The sequence below is a fragment of the Gordonia namibiensis NBRC 108229 genome, assembly GCF_000298235.1.
In the GTDB taxonomy this organism is placed as follows: Bacteria; Actinomycetota; Actinomycetes; order Mycobacteriales; family Mycobacteriaceae; genus Gordonia; species Gordonia namibiensis.
In genome coordinates, this window is sequence record NZ_BAHE01000029.1 from 1 (window position 1) to 15,217 (window position 15,217).

General features: G+C 67.1%; 15 protein-coding genes and 1 tRNA gene. 4 read left to right on the top strand and 12 right to left on the bottom strand.

From position 1 onward, the window contains the following. Positions 1 to 22: 22 nt before the first annotated feature. From GONAM_RS22960 to GONAM_RS15620, 5 genes are all read right to left on the bottom strand, one after another. Positions 23 to 286 carry a hypothetical protein gene (locus GONAM_RS22960; protein WP_245548629.1) on the bottom strand — a complete coding sequence of 88 codons (264 nt, stop codon included), beginning with the start codon at positions 284 to 286 and terminating at the stop codon, positions 23 to 25. A 309-nt stretch (positions 287 to 595) separates the two neighbouring features. Next, the gene (locus GONAM_RS15605) at positions 596 to 1,867 is read right to left on the bottom strand and encodes a family 1 glycosylhydrolase (protein WP_174310939.1); all 1,272 of its coding nucleotides are present in this window, start codon (positions 1,865 to 1,867) and stop codon (positions 596 to 598) included. Between the two features lie 50 nt (positions 1,868 to 1,917). Beyond that, a complete protein-coding gene (locus GONAM_RS15610; protein ID WP_006867726.1) occupies positions 1,918 to 2,862 on the bottom strand; it encodes an esterase/lipase family protein in 945 nt (314 codons plus the stop codon). A gap of 63 nt (positions 2,863 to 2,925) precedes the next feature. Beyond that, positions 2,926 to 3,357: a DUF5994 family protein gene (locus tag GONAM_RS15615; RefSeq protein ID WP_006867727.1), complete on the bottom strand. Its 432-nt coding sequence runs from the start codon at positions 3,355 to 3,357 to the stop codon at positions 2,926 to 2,928. Between the two features lie 291 nt (positions 3,358 to 3,648). Then, positions 3,649 to 3,724: transfer RNA gene (locus GONAM_RS15620), tRNA-Ala, on the bottom strand. A gap of 90 nt (positions 3,725 to 3,814) precedes the next feature. On the opposite strand from GONAM_RS15620, the gene GONAM_RS15625 reads away from it, so the two are divergent. Beyond that, a complete protein-coding gene (locus tag GONAM_RS15625) occupies positions 3,815 to 4,564 on the top strand; it encodes a hypothetical protein (RefSeq protein WP_006867728.1) in 750 nt (249 codons plus the stop codon). A 236-nt stretch (positions 4,565 to 4,800) separates the two neighbouring features. Here the strand turns inward: GONAM_RS15625 and sepX are convergent, their stop codons facing one another. From sepX to GONAM_RS15650, 5 genes are all read right to left on the bottom strand, one after another. Beyond that, on the bottom strand, positions 4,801 to 6,006 hold the full coding sequence (sepX, locus tag GONAM_RS15630; protein WP_006867729.1) for a divisome protein SepX/GlpR: 1,206 nt from the start codon (positions 6,004 to 6,006) through the stop codon (positions 4,801 to 4,803). A 126-nt stretch (positions 6,007 to 6,132) separates the two neighbouring features. Then, the gene (locus tag GONAM_RS15635; protein ID WP_006867730.1) at positions 6,133 to 6,786 is read right to left on the bottom strand and encodes an SIMPL domain-containing protein; all 654 of its coding nucleotides are present in this window, start codon (positions 6,784 to 6,786) and stop codon (positions 6,133 to 6,135) included. Positions 6,787 to 6,856: 70 nt separating this feature from the next. Then, positions 6,857 to 7,513 carry a GNAT family N-acetyltransferase gene (locus GONAM_RS15640; protein ID WP_006867731.1) on the bottom strand — a complete coding sequence of 219 codons (657 nt, stop codon included), beginning with the start codon at positions 7,511 to 7,513 and terminating at the stop codon, positions 6,857 to 6,859. Positions 7,514 to 7,551: 38 nt separating this feature from the next. Continuing rightward, on the bottom strand, positions 7,552 to 8,856 hold the full coding sequence (gene glp / locus GONAM_RS15645; RefSeq protein ID WP_006867732.1) for a molybdotransferase-like divisome protein Glp: 1,305 nt from the start codon (positions 8,854 to 8,856) through the stop codon (positions 7,552 to 7,554). 111 nt (positions 8,857 to 8,967) lie between these two features. Further along, positions 8,968 to 9,909 carry a UTP--glucose-1-phosphate uridylyltransferase gene (locus GONAM_RS15650; protein WP_006867733.1) on the bottom strand — a complete coding sequence of 314 codons (942 nt, stop codon included), beginning with the start codon at positions 9,907 to 9,909 and terminating at the stop codon, positions 8,968 to 8,970. A gap of 134 nt (positions 9,910 to 10,043) precedes the next feature. Here GONAM_RS15650 and GONAM_RS15655 point away from each other — a divergent pair, with 134 nt between their 5' ends. Then, complete coding sequence (locus tag GONAM_RS15655) at positions 10,044 to 10,622, top strand: 5-formyltetrahydrofolate cyclo-ligase (protein WP_006867734.1); 579 nt, start codon at positions 10,044 to 10,046, stop codon at positions 10,620 to 10,622. A 102-nt stretch (positions 10,623 to 10,724) separates the two neighbouring features. Here the strand turns inward: GONAM_RS15655 and GONAM_RS22480 are convergent, their stop codons facing one another. Then, positions 10,725 to 11,042 (bottom strand): FmdB family zinc ribbon protein, encoded by a 318-nt coding sequence (locus GONAM_RS22480; RefSeq protein WP_083876432.1) that lies wholly within the window; start codon positions 11,040 to 11,042, stop codon positions 10,725 to 10,727. 261 nt (positions 11,043 to 11,303) lie between these two features. On the opposite strand from GONAM_RS22480, the gene GONAM_RS15665 reads away from it, so the two are divergent. Continuing rightward, positions 11,304 to 12,875: an alanine/glycine:cation symporter family protein gene (locus GONAM_RS15665; protein WP_006867736.1), complete on the top strand. Its 1,572-nt coding sequence runs from the start codon at positions 11,304 to 11,306 to the stop codon at positions 12,873 to 12,875. A gap of 21 nt (positions 12,876 to 12,896) precedes the next feature. On the opposite strand, the gene nhaA is transcribed toward GONAM_RS15665, so the two are convergent. Continuing rightward, positions 12,897 to 14,195, bottom strand: coding sequence for a Na+/H+ antiporter NhaA (gene nhaA / locus GONAM_RS15670; RefSeq protein ID WP_006867737.1), 1,299 nt, complete (start codon positions 14,193 to 14,195; stop codon positions 12,897 to 12,899). Between the two features lie 241 nt (positions 14,196 to 14,436). Between nhaA and GONAM_RS15675 the strand changes: the two genes are divergently transcribed. Then, a complete protein-coding gene (locus GONAM_RS15675) occupies positions 14,437 to 15,087 on the top strand; it encodes an SAF domain-containing protein (protein WP_006867738.1) in 651 nt (216 codons plus the stop codon). Positions 15,088 to 15,217: the final 130 nt, after the last annotated feature.

Below are 15,217 nucleotides of genomic sequence, written 5' to 3' on the forward strand. Positions count from 1 at the left end.
ACCAGCGCGGTGACGGTCTCGATCAGGACAGACCTTTGCGCTGAAGCCACTGTTGGTACTGCTCGGCGCTCATCAACGCCGGTGGGATCGATTCCTCCTCGTCGGTCGAGCTCGCGGTGACCCCGTCCATGAGCTCGATAGCTTTTCCCATGATCTCCTGGATCGCTTCGGCCTGTTCGACCTTCTTCCGCAGCCGTTCGTTCTCCGCGCGTAACCGCGCCAACTCGGCTCGTTCCTGAGCATCCACCCGACGCGATCCCTTCGACTTGAGTGCTGCCGACACCATCGACGCCTCAAAGTCTCCCCGATCACGCGAGTGCAACCAGCCCCGCACCGTGGCCCGAGACAACCCATACTCACGCAACAACCGCGCACGGCCACCCCGCTCCAACATCGCCGCATCCCACAACTGCAGAAACTCGACCTTGAAACCGAGCGGATACGACCGCTGCCCGCTAGGGGTCCGACCCACCTCGACACTGATAGACACCACGCACTCCGTTCCCCGCGACCCCTGCCAGGTGTCTCACAAACAGCCTGACAGGGAGCGGTCGGGGTGCTGGGTTTGCCGAAAAGGGGTGGGTTTGCGGAACACTCAGCGGACGGTGGCGGGCTCGGCGCAGCTGTCGGGGACGTCGACCAGCGAGCACGGCACCGGCAGTCGCGTCGGTCGATATCCGGCGGATACTCCCCCGGCTCGGGTGATCTCCCGGTACGCGGCGACGGCGTCGGTGGGTCGTCGTGTGAGCGTCGGGTCCCGTTGCGCGTCGACGGTGAAGAGACCGAAGCGGGAGTCGAAGTCGCCCCACTCGTAGTTGTCGGTGAGACTCCAGTAGTTGTACGACGTCACGTCGATGCCGTCCTGCCTGGCGCGCTGGAGCCAGTACACGGTGTCACGCAGGTGATCTGCACGCCGGTAGCCGTCCGGGCGTCGACCATCCGGGCCGGTGGCCAACCCGTTCTCGATGACGCGGATCGGCTTGCCCGGGAACTGTCGCGCCACGTGCCGGAGCACGTAGTAGATGCTCTCCGGGGCTTGCGAGCTCTTCCAGAACTCGCCGAGGGCCCCATAGGCGACCGAGGCATCGGTGACCGAGAACGAGTAGTAGTGGTCGACGCCGACGAAGTCGAGGGTGTCGCTCATCCGTTGCGGGAAGATCGATTCCAGCCACGGTTGCAGACCCACGACCGGGTAGTACGCGAAGTTCGACGACACCTGTGCACCCGGTTGCACCCGGTGGATGTGCCGGTAGATGGCTCGATGAGCCGCGACGATGCCGTCGGCCATCCGACCCATGTTCTGCGGTGCGAGCCCGCCGTATTGGGCTTCGCGCCGAACGTATTCGGTCGGCTCGTTGAAGGTGATCCACAGCGGGCCGGCCCAGGTATACCGATCGACGACCCGCGCGGCGAACGCCACCATGTCGTCGGCCATGCCAGGCCGGTTCCAGCCACCGAGATCCACCGCCCACCCGGGATGCACCCAGTGATTGAGGGTGATCATGGGCCGCATCCCGGCATCGACGACCTTGCGGATGACGCGGTCGTAGAACGCCCATCCCGCCGGATCATCCTGACCGCGTACCGGCTCGACGCGAGACCACTCCACCGACGTACGGTAGATGCCCACGCCCAGCGACGCCGCGCGGTCGATGTCCTCGGCGTAGCGGTGGTAGAAGTCGACGGCGTTGCCGACGGGCTGATCGACCTTGCCCTGCCTGCCGTATCGCAGCCAGTTCGAGTCGCGGTTGTATCCCTCCGACTGGAAACCGGATTGGGCGACGCCGAACTCGAAGTCCGGTCCGAACGGCGGGACCGCCGCCCGCGCAGGCGAGGTGCCACCGACGATCACCAGCCCTGCCGCCACCGCGATCACGATGGTGATGACTGCGGGAGGTAGAACCCTGCGCACGATGCTCAGAACGGGCTACCGGTGAACGGTGCGACGCGTTCACAGGGCACGCGTCGCGGGTGTTCCGGGTCGAGCGCGTTCAACACGAAGGTCGCTGTGCGTCGCGACCCCGCCATGCCCGCATGCTCGGTGTAGTCGACCGAACACCCGTCCTGCACAACGATGTTGCGGACATTCTTGCCGCCCGGAGGCAGTCCGTACCAATACGGGACGACGAGTTCGTCGTAGCGGGTGGCGATGTTGGTGTACTGGATGCCCGGCTCGTAGTAGCCGCCGTCCGCGACCTTCCGCAGGAACGCTGCACCGGGGTCGAGGTCGAAACACGCCTGGCACAACGGGACCTGCGCGGGTCGCACGCCGAGTCCCCGGACGAACGGGCCGATGGCGTCGGCAGCGGCGACGGTCGTTCCACGCCAGACCGGAGCCAGCGAGACGTACTTGTCGACGTGGTCCTTACCACCGAGGTACTTGACGTAGTAGGCCGGGACCACGGTCCCCTGCGAGTGTCCGATGATGTCGACCTTCGACGCACCGGTCGTGCGACGCACCTTCGTGACGAAATCGCCCAGCTCGTGCGCGCTCTCGGACATGAGGCCCATCCCGCCGATCGCGCTGATCGGCCACGGCGCTCCCTTGATCGCACCGTACGTCGTCGAGAAGACGCAGTACCCCTCGTTCTTCAGCAGCGGGACATACGTTCCCCAGTTGGTCTGCTGCGATCCCCCGGTTCCGTGCACGAGGATGACCGGGTTGGGATGACGGGGCGACGGCTTGCAATTCCAGTCGTTCGCCCCGGGCAATGAGCCGCCCGGGTTGGTGAGTTCTCCGGGGATACCGGAGAGGAAGTTGTAGGTGACAGGTAGGTCGGCCCGCGCGGGTGCGGCGGTGGCGACGAGCACTCCGGCCAACGCCGCCACGACCAGCCCCAACAGCAGCTTCGAGGTCCTCATGGCTGGAAGCTAACAAACCGGTCTGCACCGGGTGGGGCGTTTGCCGCAGACCGATGCAGACGGTCAGCTCTTGGGCGAAGCCAGCGACCGCGCGGCCAGCTCCAGAATCCGTTCGCCCCGACGGAATTCGAGCGAATGCAGCTGACTGTCCGGGGCGACGGTGTTGCTGGCCTGACGGAGCAGGATCGCGGCCAACGACGACGCGGTCCGCGGCGGGATGACCAGTAGCGTCACGTCGACTCCGCCGGCGGTCAAGGTGATCAACGGCGGTGTCATGGGTGAGTCCGGGGAGTCCAGGCCCGGGATACGACGAAAGCTGGTCCAGTTGACATCCATGCCGGTGACGTCGCCGATCTCCGATCGAGCCGCTGCGAGAAGACCGGGCAACTCGTCGGCGAGCTGGAGCGTGTACGGGTACCAGGCACCGCCGATCGGAGCCGACGGATCGACGCCGAACCGCACGCGGGGCGGCCCCAGGAGCGGCGGGGCGCTCATCGACGGACCGCTTCGACGGTAGCGATACTGCGGATCTCGGAGGTCACATTCCCACCTGACGTGTTCATCAGACGGAGAGTGGAGATGTCTACTGTCTGACACCGGAGAGGCCGACAACAGCCTGTCGGGTGTTCGAACCGGATGACTCAACATTACCCCGGTGGCGTCTCGAAGGATCGTCCGGCGCGGTCCTACGGGCCGGTCATCGGCTCGCAACCGACACGAATCGATCCGTGCGCGGACCGAGAACGAGTTCGAGGGCCCCGGCGCGATGCCGGAGCCCTCGATCTGTGGTGGAGCTAAGGGGAATCGAACCCCTGACCTACTCGATGCGAACGAGTCGCGCTACCAACTGCGCCATAGCCCCGGACGGTTGTCATGCGACCAACCGGGAGCCACTTTAGCAGCCCCACCGCGGTGGATCCCAAACGCCCGGACTCATGGCTAGGCTGGTCCGGTGCCTCGGATGTCTGATCAGCAATTGGCCGGTGTTCTCAGCAACGTCGTGGGGGTGATCAACCCCGTTCTCGACGTGCTCGCCGAACGCGACCCGCTCGGCCTCAAGGGTCATACCTTCCATGACCACGACCACCCCGATTCCCGCATCGAGCAGGCCCAGCACGCGGCCGCGAAGCTCCTCGACGTCGCCGACTGGCCCGGCACCAAGGGCTGGAGCGAGCGGTCGCTGCACAAGCGTGCGAGCTGGTGGGTGACCCGCATCGGAACCCTCAACACCACCGCGGTCGCCTTCCCCGGGGTCTTCGGCATCTGGGCGAAGCGCCTGCCGATCACGCCGTACCTGGGATTCGCCAACCAGGCGATGGTGCTCGTCGCGATCGCCCGCGAGTACGAGGTCACCGACCGTGGCCGTCAGGTCGCGCTGCTGGCGTCGGTCCTGTGCGGACGGGAGATCTCCACACCTGATGTGTCATCGGAATCCGGTGCTCCCCTGCCCAGCGAACCGGAGGAACGCAAGAAGTCGTTGCTCGGCGGGATCTGGGATGCCGCGAAGCTGCTGCGTGCCGTCGACGACGAGTTCGAGAAGCGGCCGCAGCCGATGGTCCTGTTCCGCATGCTCGGGTACATCCCGGTCATCGGCGCGCCGGCAACCTACCTCGGTGAGCGGTTCGCCCTCTCGACGGCCGCCAGACGCGGTCAGGCATGGCTGGACAAGCACGGGAAGACGTCACTGACCACGGGACGCTGAAGCGGGGTTTCGATACGGCTCGTCGCAAGCTCCTCGCCTACTCAACCGGCGACGAGAACTGCCCCGCGCGAGCTCCTCGCCTACTCAACCGGCGACGGGGACTGTCCCGCGCGAGCTCCTCGCCTACTCAACCGGCGACGGGGACCGCCCCGCGCGCGCTCCTCGCCTACTCAACCGGCGAAGTCCGTTGGCCGAGTAGCGCCGACCGAGCGGAGCGAGGACGCCGCGTATCGAGGTCAGCCGACCCGGCGGTACTCCAGGTCCTCGCGGTCCATGCGGCGACGCTGGAACGGCGGCAGATGGTCGAACACGGGGTCCTCGTCGTCGATCTCGAGAACCACTGCGCCACCGGGGCGCCGGAGGCGCGGGGGCGGCGGGGCGGCGGCGAACTCGGGCACTGCGGCGGCGCGTCGACGACGCTCCTCCTCGGCACGCTGCGCACGCTTGGCGCGGGCGAGTCGCTGAGCCCGGATCTGCTGCTCGACCTTCACCGCCCGGCGAAGGTACGCGAGGTAGCCGACCAGCATCAGTCCGACGACACCCGTCGCGACCCAGCCGGCCATCCCGATAAGGAAGCCCGACACCAGCGACAGGACGAACAACACGAACAGACCCAGCGTGACCCGCTGACGCTCGCGGTACTTCAGCTCGCGTTCCTTCTCCGACGAGTAGACGCTGCGTCGAACCCGCTCGGACTGAGGCTTACGCTCGGCCGGCGGTTCGTCCTCGAGTTCGTCGACGACCGACTGCGGTTCGGCCTCGGTGTGCCGGGACGCGCGGGCGTAGTCGTCGTACTCGTCCTCGTCGAGGTCGTCGGTCGTGTCCTCGTACTCGGAGTCTTCGTCGTACTCGGCCTCTTCGTACTCGGCTTCGTCGTCGTACTCGGCGGCTTCCGAATCATCTTCGTACTCGGCCTCTTCGGAGTCCTCGTACTCGGAATCCTCGGAACCCTCTACCTCGGATTCCTCGGTGTCGGTGTCCTCGGCCTCGTCGACCAGGTCGTCATCGGTCTCGGCGGTTTCGTCGTCCTCGACATCGTCGGTCTCGTCGGCGACGTCCTCGAGGTCGGTGTCCTCGGCGTCGGCGTCATCCGTGGCCTCGACGGTCGGCTTCTTCGCCTCGACATCGACGACGCGCTGGACCTTAGTCGTGGCGTCGGTGTCCTCGGTTTCGGTCTCGGTGTCGTCCTCGACCTCGTCGACGACAGCGGTCGCGGTCGCCTTCCGGGAGGACTTCCACGACGGGTCGTGCGGGTGGCGGGCCGACGAGCGGCGTCGCGCGGTCGACGGTGCCGTCGCGCGGGAACCGCCGCGGTGCAGCAATCGCGTCTTCTTCGCGGCCTCGGTCGATTTGAGGATCTGGGGACGACCCTTGATCACCATCGGGACCAGCACGAAGAGCCAGACCGCGACGAGACAAACCCACAGTACGGAGTTGGGCATGCGACTCTCCCTTCATTCACTCTGGTCACACGAGGCCACTCCACAATCTAGGGCCCGAAAGTCCCAGTTCCGCGCAGACGCGCCGGAGCGCGAACATGTCGGCGCGGATTCACATGTCGCTCTCAGTCACTCGGCACGGAATCGCGCATCCACTGCGACGCGGATCTCGATGTCATCGGCCCGCAGTTCGAGGCTCGGCGATGGCGCCGATCCCGGGATGGCTGCACTCATCGCCCGCCCGCGCGGCGTGGGGGCATGGTCGACCATGCCCGGGTCGGACAGGAGAGTCGGTTTCACCGGCCCGCGTCCAACAGCGTCAGAGTAGGCCTGCGCCTTGGCGATTGCGTCCTCGACCGCCTCCCGACGCAGATCGCGTTCGTGTGCGCGGCGACTGGTCTCGTGGACGTCCCAGCGAACGTTTTCGACCGCCACCCCCTCTTCCCCGGACCAGGTGTCGATGAACTCCGACAGTTTCTCGAAGTCCACGAACTCGGCATCGAGGCGAATGCGGGTGTTGTACATCGGATCCCGCGGCTCTCCGTCCCGCGAGTAGGCCCGGGACGAGTACACCCGTACCGATTCGGCGGTCCACCGGGTCACCGCACCGGTCGACTCGAGTTCGGCGAGAGCACCGGTCATCCGCGAATGAAGTGCCACCGCAGCCTCGTACACGGCGGCCTTCACGGGACCTTCCAGATGGACGGCGAGATCGATCACGCCGCGTTCCGGGGCGTATCGACGGCGTGCGTTACCGCGAACCACGATTTCGAGATCAGTCATGCGGCGAGCATATTCGCCGGCACCGACGGAATCGGGCAGCGTCAACTGTTTCGGGCGGGGCTGCTACGCATCAGCGGAAGGACGCCCGACCCGAACGGACCAGCGCCTCGGCCGCCGACCCGACGACCTCCTCGGCTGTCAGCGCGAACAGCATGTGGTCGCGCCAGCGCTTGTTGACGTCCATGTACCGGACCAGCAGGCCTTCCTGCCGAAAACCGATGTTCTTCAACACCTTCTGGGAGGCCTCGTTGGCCGGCTGCACCGTCGCGTCGAGCCGGTGCAGTCCGACCGGGCCGAAGCAGTGGTCCACGCCGAGTGCGACGGCCGCCGTCGCGATGCCCTGCCCGGCGTGCGCATTGTCGACCCAGTAGCCGATCCACGCGCTGCGCACGGCTCCGCGCTGGATGTTGCCGACCGTCAGCTGGCCCACGTACTGGTCGTCGAGCTCGATCACGAACGGCAGGATGGTGCCGCGTTTGGCCTCCGACTTCAACACCGCGAAGAGCGGCGGCCAGGAGGCGGGCTGATGGCGGTCCGCCCAACTCCCGACGCCGGTGGGTTCCCACGGCAACAGCGAGTTCTGGTTACGGATGCGCAGTTCGCTCCAGGTCTTGCCGTCGCGGACCTTCACCGGGCGCAACGTGACCGTCCCGGCCTTGGTGCGCAGCGGACCGAGGGTCGCCGGCCAACCCGGGCTGCCCCCGCTTCCGCTCAACCACCTGAACACGATGAGTCAGTTTAGGCGCATCAAGGGACTCGACGGGGTCAGCCGCGCTGGGCGAGGAAGGCGACCTCGACCTCGTCGCCGGTACTCATCTCCTCGACCTCGGGGTCGACCATGATCAGACAGTTCGCCTCGGCCAGTTCGGCCAGCAGGTGCGACGAGCCGGTCGGCGACGCGCCGAGCACCTGGACCAGGTAGTCCCCGGTCCGTTCGTCGCGCATGAGCTGCCCGCGGAGATACCCCTTGCGACCGCGCACCGACGCGATCGGCCCGATGGTGCGGGCCTTGATCACCCGGCGCATCGGCTGCCGCTTGCCCAGCGCGATGCGGATGAGAGGGCGCACCATCACCTCGAAGGTGACCAGGGCACTCACCGGGTTCGCCGGGAGCAGGAAGGTCGGGACCTCGTCGCGACCGAGGCGGCCGAAACCCTGTACCGAGCCGGGATGCATGGCGACGCGGACGATCTCGAGTTCGCCGAGGTCGGCGAGGGCGTCGGCGATGGCCTTCGACGCGCTGCCGCCGACCGCGCCGCAGATCACCACGATCTCGGATCGGATGAGCTGCGCCTCGACGACCTCACGCATCCGGGAGGCGTCACGTTCGGCGATGCCGACCCGGTTGACGTCGGCGCCGGCGTCGCGCGCGGCGGCTGCGAGGGCATAGCTGTTGACGTCATAGATCTGTCCCGGTCCGGGAGTGCGATCGATGTCGACGAGTTCGCTGCCGACCGAGATCACCGACAGGCGCGGGCGCGGGTGCACCATCACGCGCGACTGTCCGACCGCGGCCAGCAGACCCACCTGGGCGGGACCGATGATCGCGCCGGCCCGGACCGCGACGTCACCGGGCTGCACGTCGTCGCCGACCCGGCGGACGTAGTTGCCGCTCTCGACACCGTGACCGATCTTGACCTTCTGGTCGCCACCGTCGGTCCAGCGCAGCGGCACGACCGCGTCGGCGAGCGTGGGCATCGGCGCGCCGGTCTCCACGCGGACGGCCTGACGCGGTTGCAGCCGGGTCGGGGTGCGCGACCCCGGGCCCACCTCCCCGACCACCGGCAGCGACACGATCATGGGCTCGCCCGCCTCGAGGTCGACGAGTTCGGCACCGTTCGGATCGAACTCCTCGAGATCCTCGGGGGCGAGAACGCCGGCCAGTGCCACGTCGACCGCACGCACCGCGTAACCGTCGATGGCGGCCTGGTCGAAACCCGGCATCGGATGCTCGGTGACCACTTCCTCCGCGCACATCAGACCCTGCGCCTCGGAGATCGCGACACGCACCGGCCGCGGCGCCACCGCGGCGGCGGTCACGAGCGTCAGATGATCTTCGACCGACCGCATCTCACCGCACTTCCCGCACTGCTCGAAACACCCGCACTGCTCGATACACCACAGACAAACGGTATCGGGCCCGCGCGCCGGAACGGCCGAGGCGCGCGGGAGCCCCGACGATCAGCTCTCGGCGAGCCGCTTCTCGAGCCACTCCCGCAGATCAGGGCCGTAATCGTCGCGATCGAGCGCGAAATCGACGGCGGCCTTGAGGTAGCCGCCCGGGTTGCCCAGGTCGTGGCGGGTGCCGCGATGCACGACGACGTGCACGGGCTCGCCCTCCTCGATGAGCAGCGCGATGGCGTCGGTGAGCTGCAGTTCGCCGCCTGCGCCCGGCTTGATCCGACGCAGCGCGTCGAAGATCTTGCGGTCGAGGATGTAGCGGCCGGCCGCGGCGAGATTCGACGGTGCGTCCTGCGGCTCCGGCTTCTCGACCATGCCCTTGAGCTTCATGACGTTGGGGTTGTTGGCGTCGGGCAGCGGCTCGACGTCGAAGACGCCGTAAGCGCTGATGCGGTCCTCGGGGACCTCGATCGCACACAGGACCGAACCGCCACGACGCTGCCGCGTGCGAGCCATGACTTCCAGCACGCCACCGGGCAGCACCAGGTCGTCGGGCAGCAGGACGGCGATCGCGTCCTCGTCGTCGTCGAGGCGATCCTCGACGCATCCGACGGCATGGCCGAGGCCGAGGGGCTTCTCCTGGACGACCGACGCGACCTCGAGCAGGTTCGGCGCCTTGCGGACCTTGGCCAGCATCGCCTCCTTGCCGCGCTTGGCGAGGGTGTTCTCGAGGACGAGGTCCTTCACGAAGTGCGCGACGACGCCGTCCTTACCGGGCGAGGTGACGATCAGCAGCCGGTCCGCGCCGGCCGACTTGGCCTCCTCGGCGACCAGTTCGATGCCGGGGGTGTCGACCACCGGCAGCAGCTCCTTGGGCACCGTTTTGGTGGCGGGTAGGAAGCGCGTCCCCAGGCCGGCGGCCGGGACCACCGCGGTGCGCGGGATCGGCGGGGTGTTGGGTACCGATTCGTACTCACTGAAGCCATCTTTGGACGCAGTCATGGAACCACCCTAGGACAGGTGTCCCCGAGCGGCCGGACAGACAGGAGTGACTCAGACCTCACCCGCACCGGGGTCGAGGTCCGATACAGTTCGGGCGTCGGCGAGCCACCCACGGCATGAAGGACGGTCGCGTCGTGCGAACCCTGAAGGACCAGCGGCGAGAGGAAGCCGCGAAGCGTCGGTCGACCATGTCGGCGGCCGCGCGCGAGCGGGCTGCCGAAGACCTCGCGGAGTGGATACACACCTGCCCGTTCCGGCTCGAGTACGACGTCACGGTCGCCGCCTATGTGCCGGTCGACGACGAGCCGGGTTCGACGGCGATGCTCGACGCGCTCCTGGACCGCGGCGTGACCGTGTTGCTGCCGGTGGTCCCCGACGGCGACCCCGCGCCACTGGATTGGGCACGCTATACCGGCCCCGCTTCTCTGGCCCCGGGGCGATGGGGACTGCTGGAGCCGACCCACGACCGTCTCGGTGTGTCCGCGATCCGCGCGGCGTCGGTGATCCTGATCCCCGCCCTGTCGGTCGACAAGACCGGGGTCCGTCTCGGCCGCGGCGCCGGGTATTACGACCGCACCCTCGTCGGACTGTCCGCGGAACTCGTGGCCGTGGTCTACGACGAGGAGCTCGTCGACTCTCTCCCCGCCGGCGATCATGACGTCGCCGTCAGCTGGGTGCTCACCCCCGGCAGCGGATTCCAGGAACTGGGCTGATCGAAGACAGGTTCTGAGACAACAAAACCTGGGCGGGATCGCCTCCGGTGAATACCGGAGGCGATCCCGCCCAGGTTTTGCTGTGGAGTTGTGCGCGACCCGTCAGGCGGGCGTGGCGGCCTTGCTGTCGCTCTTGGTGGTGCTGCTCGAGCTCGACGACGACGAATCCGACGAGGACGAGGAGCTGCTCGACGACGAGCTGTCCGAGGACGAGGACGACGCGGTGTCCGAGGAGGTCGAACCCGACCGCGAGTCGGTGCGGTAGAAACCGCTCCCCTTGAACACGATGCCGACCGAGTTGAACAGCTTGCGCAGGCGACCGGTGCACTGCGGGCATTCGGTCAACGAGTCGTCGGAGAACGACTGGACGATGTCGAACTTGTTGTCGCACTCCGTGCAGGCATACGAGTAGGTGGGCACCTGAACCTCCGAAAGTCAGTAAACGCTGACAAGTGTAACTGATTTTGGCACTCCTACATTCCGAGTGCTAACGCCGGGTCCGTTGAGCGTCTCACCGCCCCTCGTTGTCGACCCCTCGGCGAGAAAGTTCGGGCGTCTTCGTGCAAGGTGATTTCCGCACCTGCATCACACGCCGACTGTTCACCTGACAAACTACCGCTTGTCTTTCTGACGGACGCGGCCTGAGCGGTCGACCGACAGACCCACCTTCGCTGGAGTGAGATGACCGACTTCCTCAATGACCTCAACAGCCTGATCTGGAGCAATCCACTGATCTACCTGTGCCTCGGCTCAGGCGTGTACTTCTCCATACGGTCACGCTTCATGCAGATCAGGCAGATCCCGGAGATGATCCGAGTGATGATCCACGGTGAGAGCTCGCCGGACGGGGTGTCGTCGTTCCAGGCCCTGATGATCTCGTTGGCCGGCCGCGTCGGTACCGGCAACATCGCCGGCGTCGCCACTGCCATCGCGTTCGGCGGTCCCGGCGCTCTGTTCTGGATGTGGGCGATGGCCTTCCTCGGTGCGTCGACCTCCTTCGTGGAGTGCACGCTCGGCCAGATCTACAAGACCCGTGACCGCCTCACCGGCGAGTACCGCGGCGGCCCGGCCTACTACTTCAGCCAGGCCTTCGCGCACACCAAGGCCGCCCCGTTCTTCAAGATCTACGGACTGCTGTTCGCCGCGGTCACCGTGCTCGCCTGCGGCCTGCTGATGCCGAGCGTCCAGTCGAACTCGATGGCCGTCGCGATGAGCCAGGCCTGGGGCATCGCCGACTGGGCGGTCGCCATCGGCATCGTGATCATCCTCGCGTTCGTCATCATCGGCGGCGTCAAGCGGATCGCGACCTTCGCGTCGATCGTCGTGCCGTTCATGGCGGTCTTCTACATCCTGTTCGCCCTGGTCGTCGTCTTCACCAATGCCTCGCAGATCCCCGACGTGCTGCGACTGATCTTCGCGAGCGCATTCGGCGCCGACGCGGTGTTCGGTTCGATCATCGGCGCGGCGATCATGTGGGGCGTCAAGCGCGGCATCTACTCGAACGAGGCCGGCCAGGGCACCGGACCGCACGCGGCTGCCGCTGCCGAGGTCTCCCACCCCGCCAAGCAGGGATTCGTCCAGGCCTTCGCCGTCTACATCGACACGCTGTTCGTGTGCTCGGCCACCGGCTTCCTCATCATCTCGACCGGCGCGTACCGGGTCTTCGAGGGTGAGAGCGCCGACGGCGCGGTCCTGGGCGACGGCGGACTACTCCCCGACGTCGTCGACGTCGGACCGACCTACGTGCAGGTCGGCTTCGACAGCATGTGGAGCGGCGCGGGGTCGACCTTCGTCGCGATCTCGCTGGCCTTCTTCTGCCTGACCACGATCATCGCCTACTACTACATGGCGGAGACCAACCTCCGATTCCTGCTCGGCAAGGCCGCGACCGTCTACATCCACCCGCTGCGCAGCACCGTCGGCTCCAACCTGACGATGCTCCTGCAGGCCCTGATCCTGTTCTCCGTCGCCTACGGCGCGGTGTCGACGGCGAAGGACGCGTGGACCCTCGGCGACATCGGCGTCGGCCTGATGGCGTGGCTGAACATCCTCGGCATCCTGGTCCTACAGCAACCCGCGTTCAAGGCGCTGCGCGACTACGAGCGACAGAAGAAGCAGGGCAAGGACCCGATCTTCGATCCGATTGCTCTCGGCATCGTCGGCGCGACCTTCTGGGAGACCTACGAGCACAAGGATCGCTTCCGCGAAGAGAAGCCGATCTCGAGCGCCGAGGGTGCCGGCCCCGACGTCTAGTCGCGGAGCAGGCCCCGACGTCTAGCCGCCGATGACATCCCGGTTCATGTCCGGGATGTCATCGCGGTTCATGTCGGCGTCACGCGCTTGACGGGCATCCCAGCGCAACAGCATCGCGGCAAGTGCCGCCGAGATGACCGAACCGGCGAGGATGGCCGCCTTCGCGGCTGCGGCGTGGTCGTCGGAACCGCCCTCGAAGCTGAGCTCGGCGATGAGGAGGGCCACAGTGAATCCGACGCCGGTGAGCATGCCGATCGGCAACAGGTCCCGGATACCGATGGCATCGGGAAGCCGCAGCGGCGTGAACCTCGTCATCAGCCAGGTCGATCCGAGAACGCCGACGAGCTTGCCGACGACGAGTCCGAGGACGATACCGATCGACACGGGCTGCACGATCGATCCCTCGCCGCCGATCACGGTGACGCCGGCGGCAGCGAACGCGAAGACCGGGAGCGCGATCGCCGCCGAGTACGGGCGCACCGCCTCGTCGAGCCGTTCCGTGCGCGGCATCTCCTCCCCGCGGATCGCGACGGCGGGCACGACGAAACCGAGCAGGACGCCTGCGACGGTGGCGTGCACGCCTGATGCGTGCATCAGGGCCCAGGCGACGACGCCGACCGGGATGAACAGCGGCCAGAGCCGCCACGACCCGCGCACCAGGACGGCGAAGAGCGCGACCATGACGAGTGCGCCGCCGAGCATGACGAAGTCGATCTCGTCGGTATAGAAGGTCGCGATCACGACGATGCCGAGCAGATCGTCGACGACGGCCAGCGTGAGCAGGAACGTCCGCAACGGCATCGGGAGGCCGCGACCGAAAATCGCAAGGACGGCGAGCGCGAAGGCGATGTCGGTGGCGGTCGGGATCGCCCAACCGCGGAGACCTTCGGGGTCGCCGAGTGCGACCACGACCACGTAGAAGAGTGCAGGGGTGACCATGCCGCCCACTGCTGCTGCGATCGGCACCCCGGCGAGCTTGAGGTCGCGGAGGCTGCCGGCCACGAACTCGTGTTTGAGTTCCACACCGACGACGAAGAAGAAGATCGCCAGCAGTCCGTCCGACGCCCAGTGCGCCAGCGACAGATCCAGATGCATGAAGTCGGGGCCGACCTCGGTGTGCAGCAGCGACGAATAGCTCTCTCGCCAGGGCGAATTGGCCCAGACGACGGCGATGGCTGCCGCGATGAGCAAGAGCACACCGCTGGTGGTGTCGAGTGCGGCCCACTGCCTGATCCGGTCGCGCCGTCCTGCGGCGTGCGATTCGGCGTGGCTCGTCGGTGACTGATCAGTCGGCTGATCGGTTGGTGGCAGGTCCGTCATGACGCTCCTCTGTTCGCAGGGCACACATGCCCACATCACGCCACCCGGGACCGGGCAACGGCCGACCAGACTTCCCGGCACACCATGATTCGTTCCTCGGTAACCCTATCCGAGGACCCTCACGGCGGCGGACTGTGGACAGGGCACACCCGATCGCCAGACGGTCCACAGCGCGACCTCGAATCGGCGTTCGGAGTGGTCAGCGCCCTACAGTCCACCCATGCCCCTCACTCGGATGTCGATGCCGCTCGACCGACTCGGCCCACGTCTCCGCGACCGGCTCGCCTCCGCAGTCCGACCCGGGTGGACGCGCACGATGGCGGTCCGGCGCGTCGCCGCGGCTGCCCTGCTCGTCGCGGCCGCGGTGATCGCCCTGGCCGGGACCCGGGCGAACGGCGAGTTCGAAGTGCTCGTCGCGGCTCACGATCTGCTACCGGGGCAGGTGGTTGCCGCGGGTGATCTGACAACTCGGCTCGTCGCGGGAAGCACGGTCCCCACGGGAGCCATCTCCGACACCGCGCTCGCAACCGGGCGGACCGTCACCGGCCGGGTACGAACCGGCGAGATGCTGACCGACACCAGGCTGTTGTCCTCGCGACTGCCGGCCGACCTGACCGGGGTCGACGACGCGCGGCTCGTACCGGTCCGGTTGTCCGACGAGGCGGTCACGTCACTGCTTCGGCCCGGCGATGTGGTCGACGTCCTGACCGACTCCGCAGACGTCCTCGCTCGACGCGCCGTCGTGGCAATGCACACGGGCCAGAACTCGCCGACCGGGATATCTGCCGGTCGCAGCACGGTGGCACCGGTTCTTCTTGCGATGGATGTCGCTGCGGCGCATCGAGTAGCGGCTGCCGGGTTGGACTCCTCGCTGGCGGTGGTCCTGCACTGAAGTCCTACACAGAAGTCCTGCACGTGAGGAATGCCCGAAGGAATGCCGAATCGGACATAACGGCAGCCCTCAGCCACGACACTCCGGACGATTCAAGGCAAATGGATCGGATCGTTCACGATCGTGGATA

Excerpts from the sequence above, each read along its gene's own strand:
- GONAM_RS15675 (WP_006867738.1), top strand. The coding sequence starts at position 14,437 with ATGCCGCTCGACCGACTCGGCCCACGTCTCCGCGACCGGCTCGCCTCC.
- nhaA (WP_006867737.1), bottom strand. The coding sequence starts at position 14,195 with ATGACGGACCTGCCACCAACCGATCAGCCGACTGATCAGTCACCGACG.
- GONAM_RS15615 (WP_006867727.1), bottom strand. The coding sequence starts at position 3,357 with ATGAGCGCCCCGCCGCTCCTGGGGCCGCCCCGCGTGCGGTTCGGCGTC.
- GONAM_RS15665 (WP_006867736.1), top strand. The coding sequence starts at position 11,304 with ATGACCGACTTCCTCAATGACCTCAACAGCCTGATCTGGAGCAATCCA.
- GONAM_RS22960 (WP_245548629.1), bottom strand. The coding sequence starts at position 286 with ATGGTGTCGGCAGCACTCAAGTCGAAGGGATCGCGTCGGGTGGATGCT.
- glp (WP_006867732.1), bottom strand. The coding sequence starts at position 8,856 with ATGCGGTCGGTCGAAGATCATCTGACGCTCGTGACCGCCGCCGCGGTG.
- GONAM_RS15610 (WP_006867726.1), bottom strand. The coding sequence starts at position 2,862 with ATGAGGACCTCGAAGCTGCTGTTGGGGCTGGTCGTGGCGGCGTTGGCC.
- sepX (WP_006867729.1), bottom strand. The coding sequence starts at position 6,006 with ATGCCCAACTCCGTACTGTGGGTTTGTCTCGTCGCGGTCTGGCTCTTC.
- GONAM_RS15650 (WP_006867733.1), bottom strand. The coding sequence starts at position 9,909 with ATGACTGCGTCCAAAGATGGCTTCAGTGAGTACGAATCGGTACCCAAC.
- GONAM_RS15635 (WP_006867730.1), bottom strand. The coding sequence starts at position 6,786 with ATGACTGATCTCGAAATCGTGGTTCGCGGTAACGCACGCCGTCGATAC.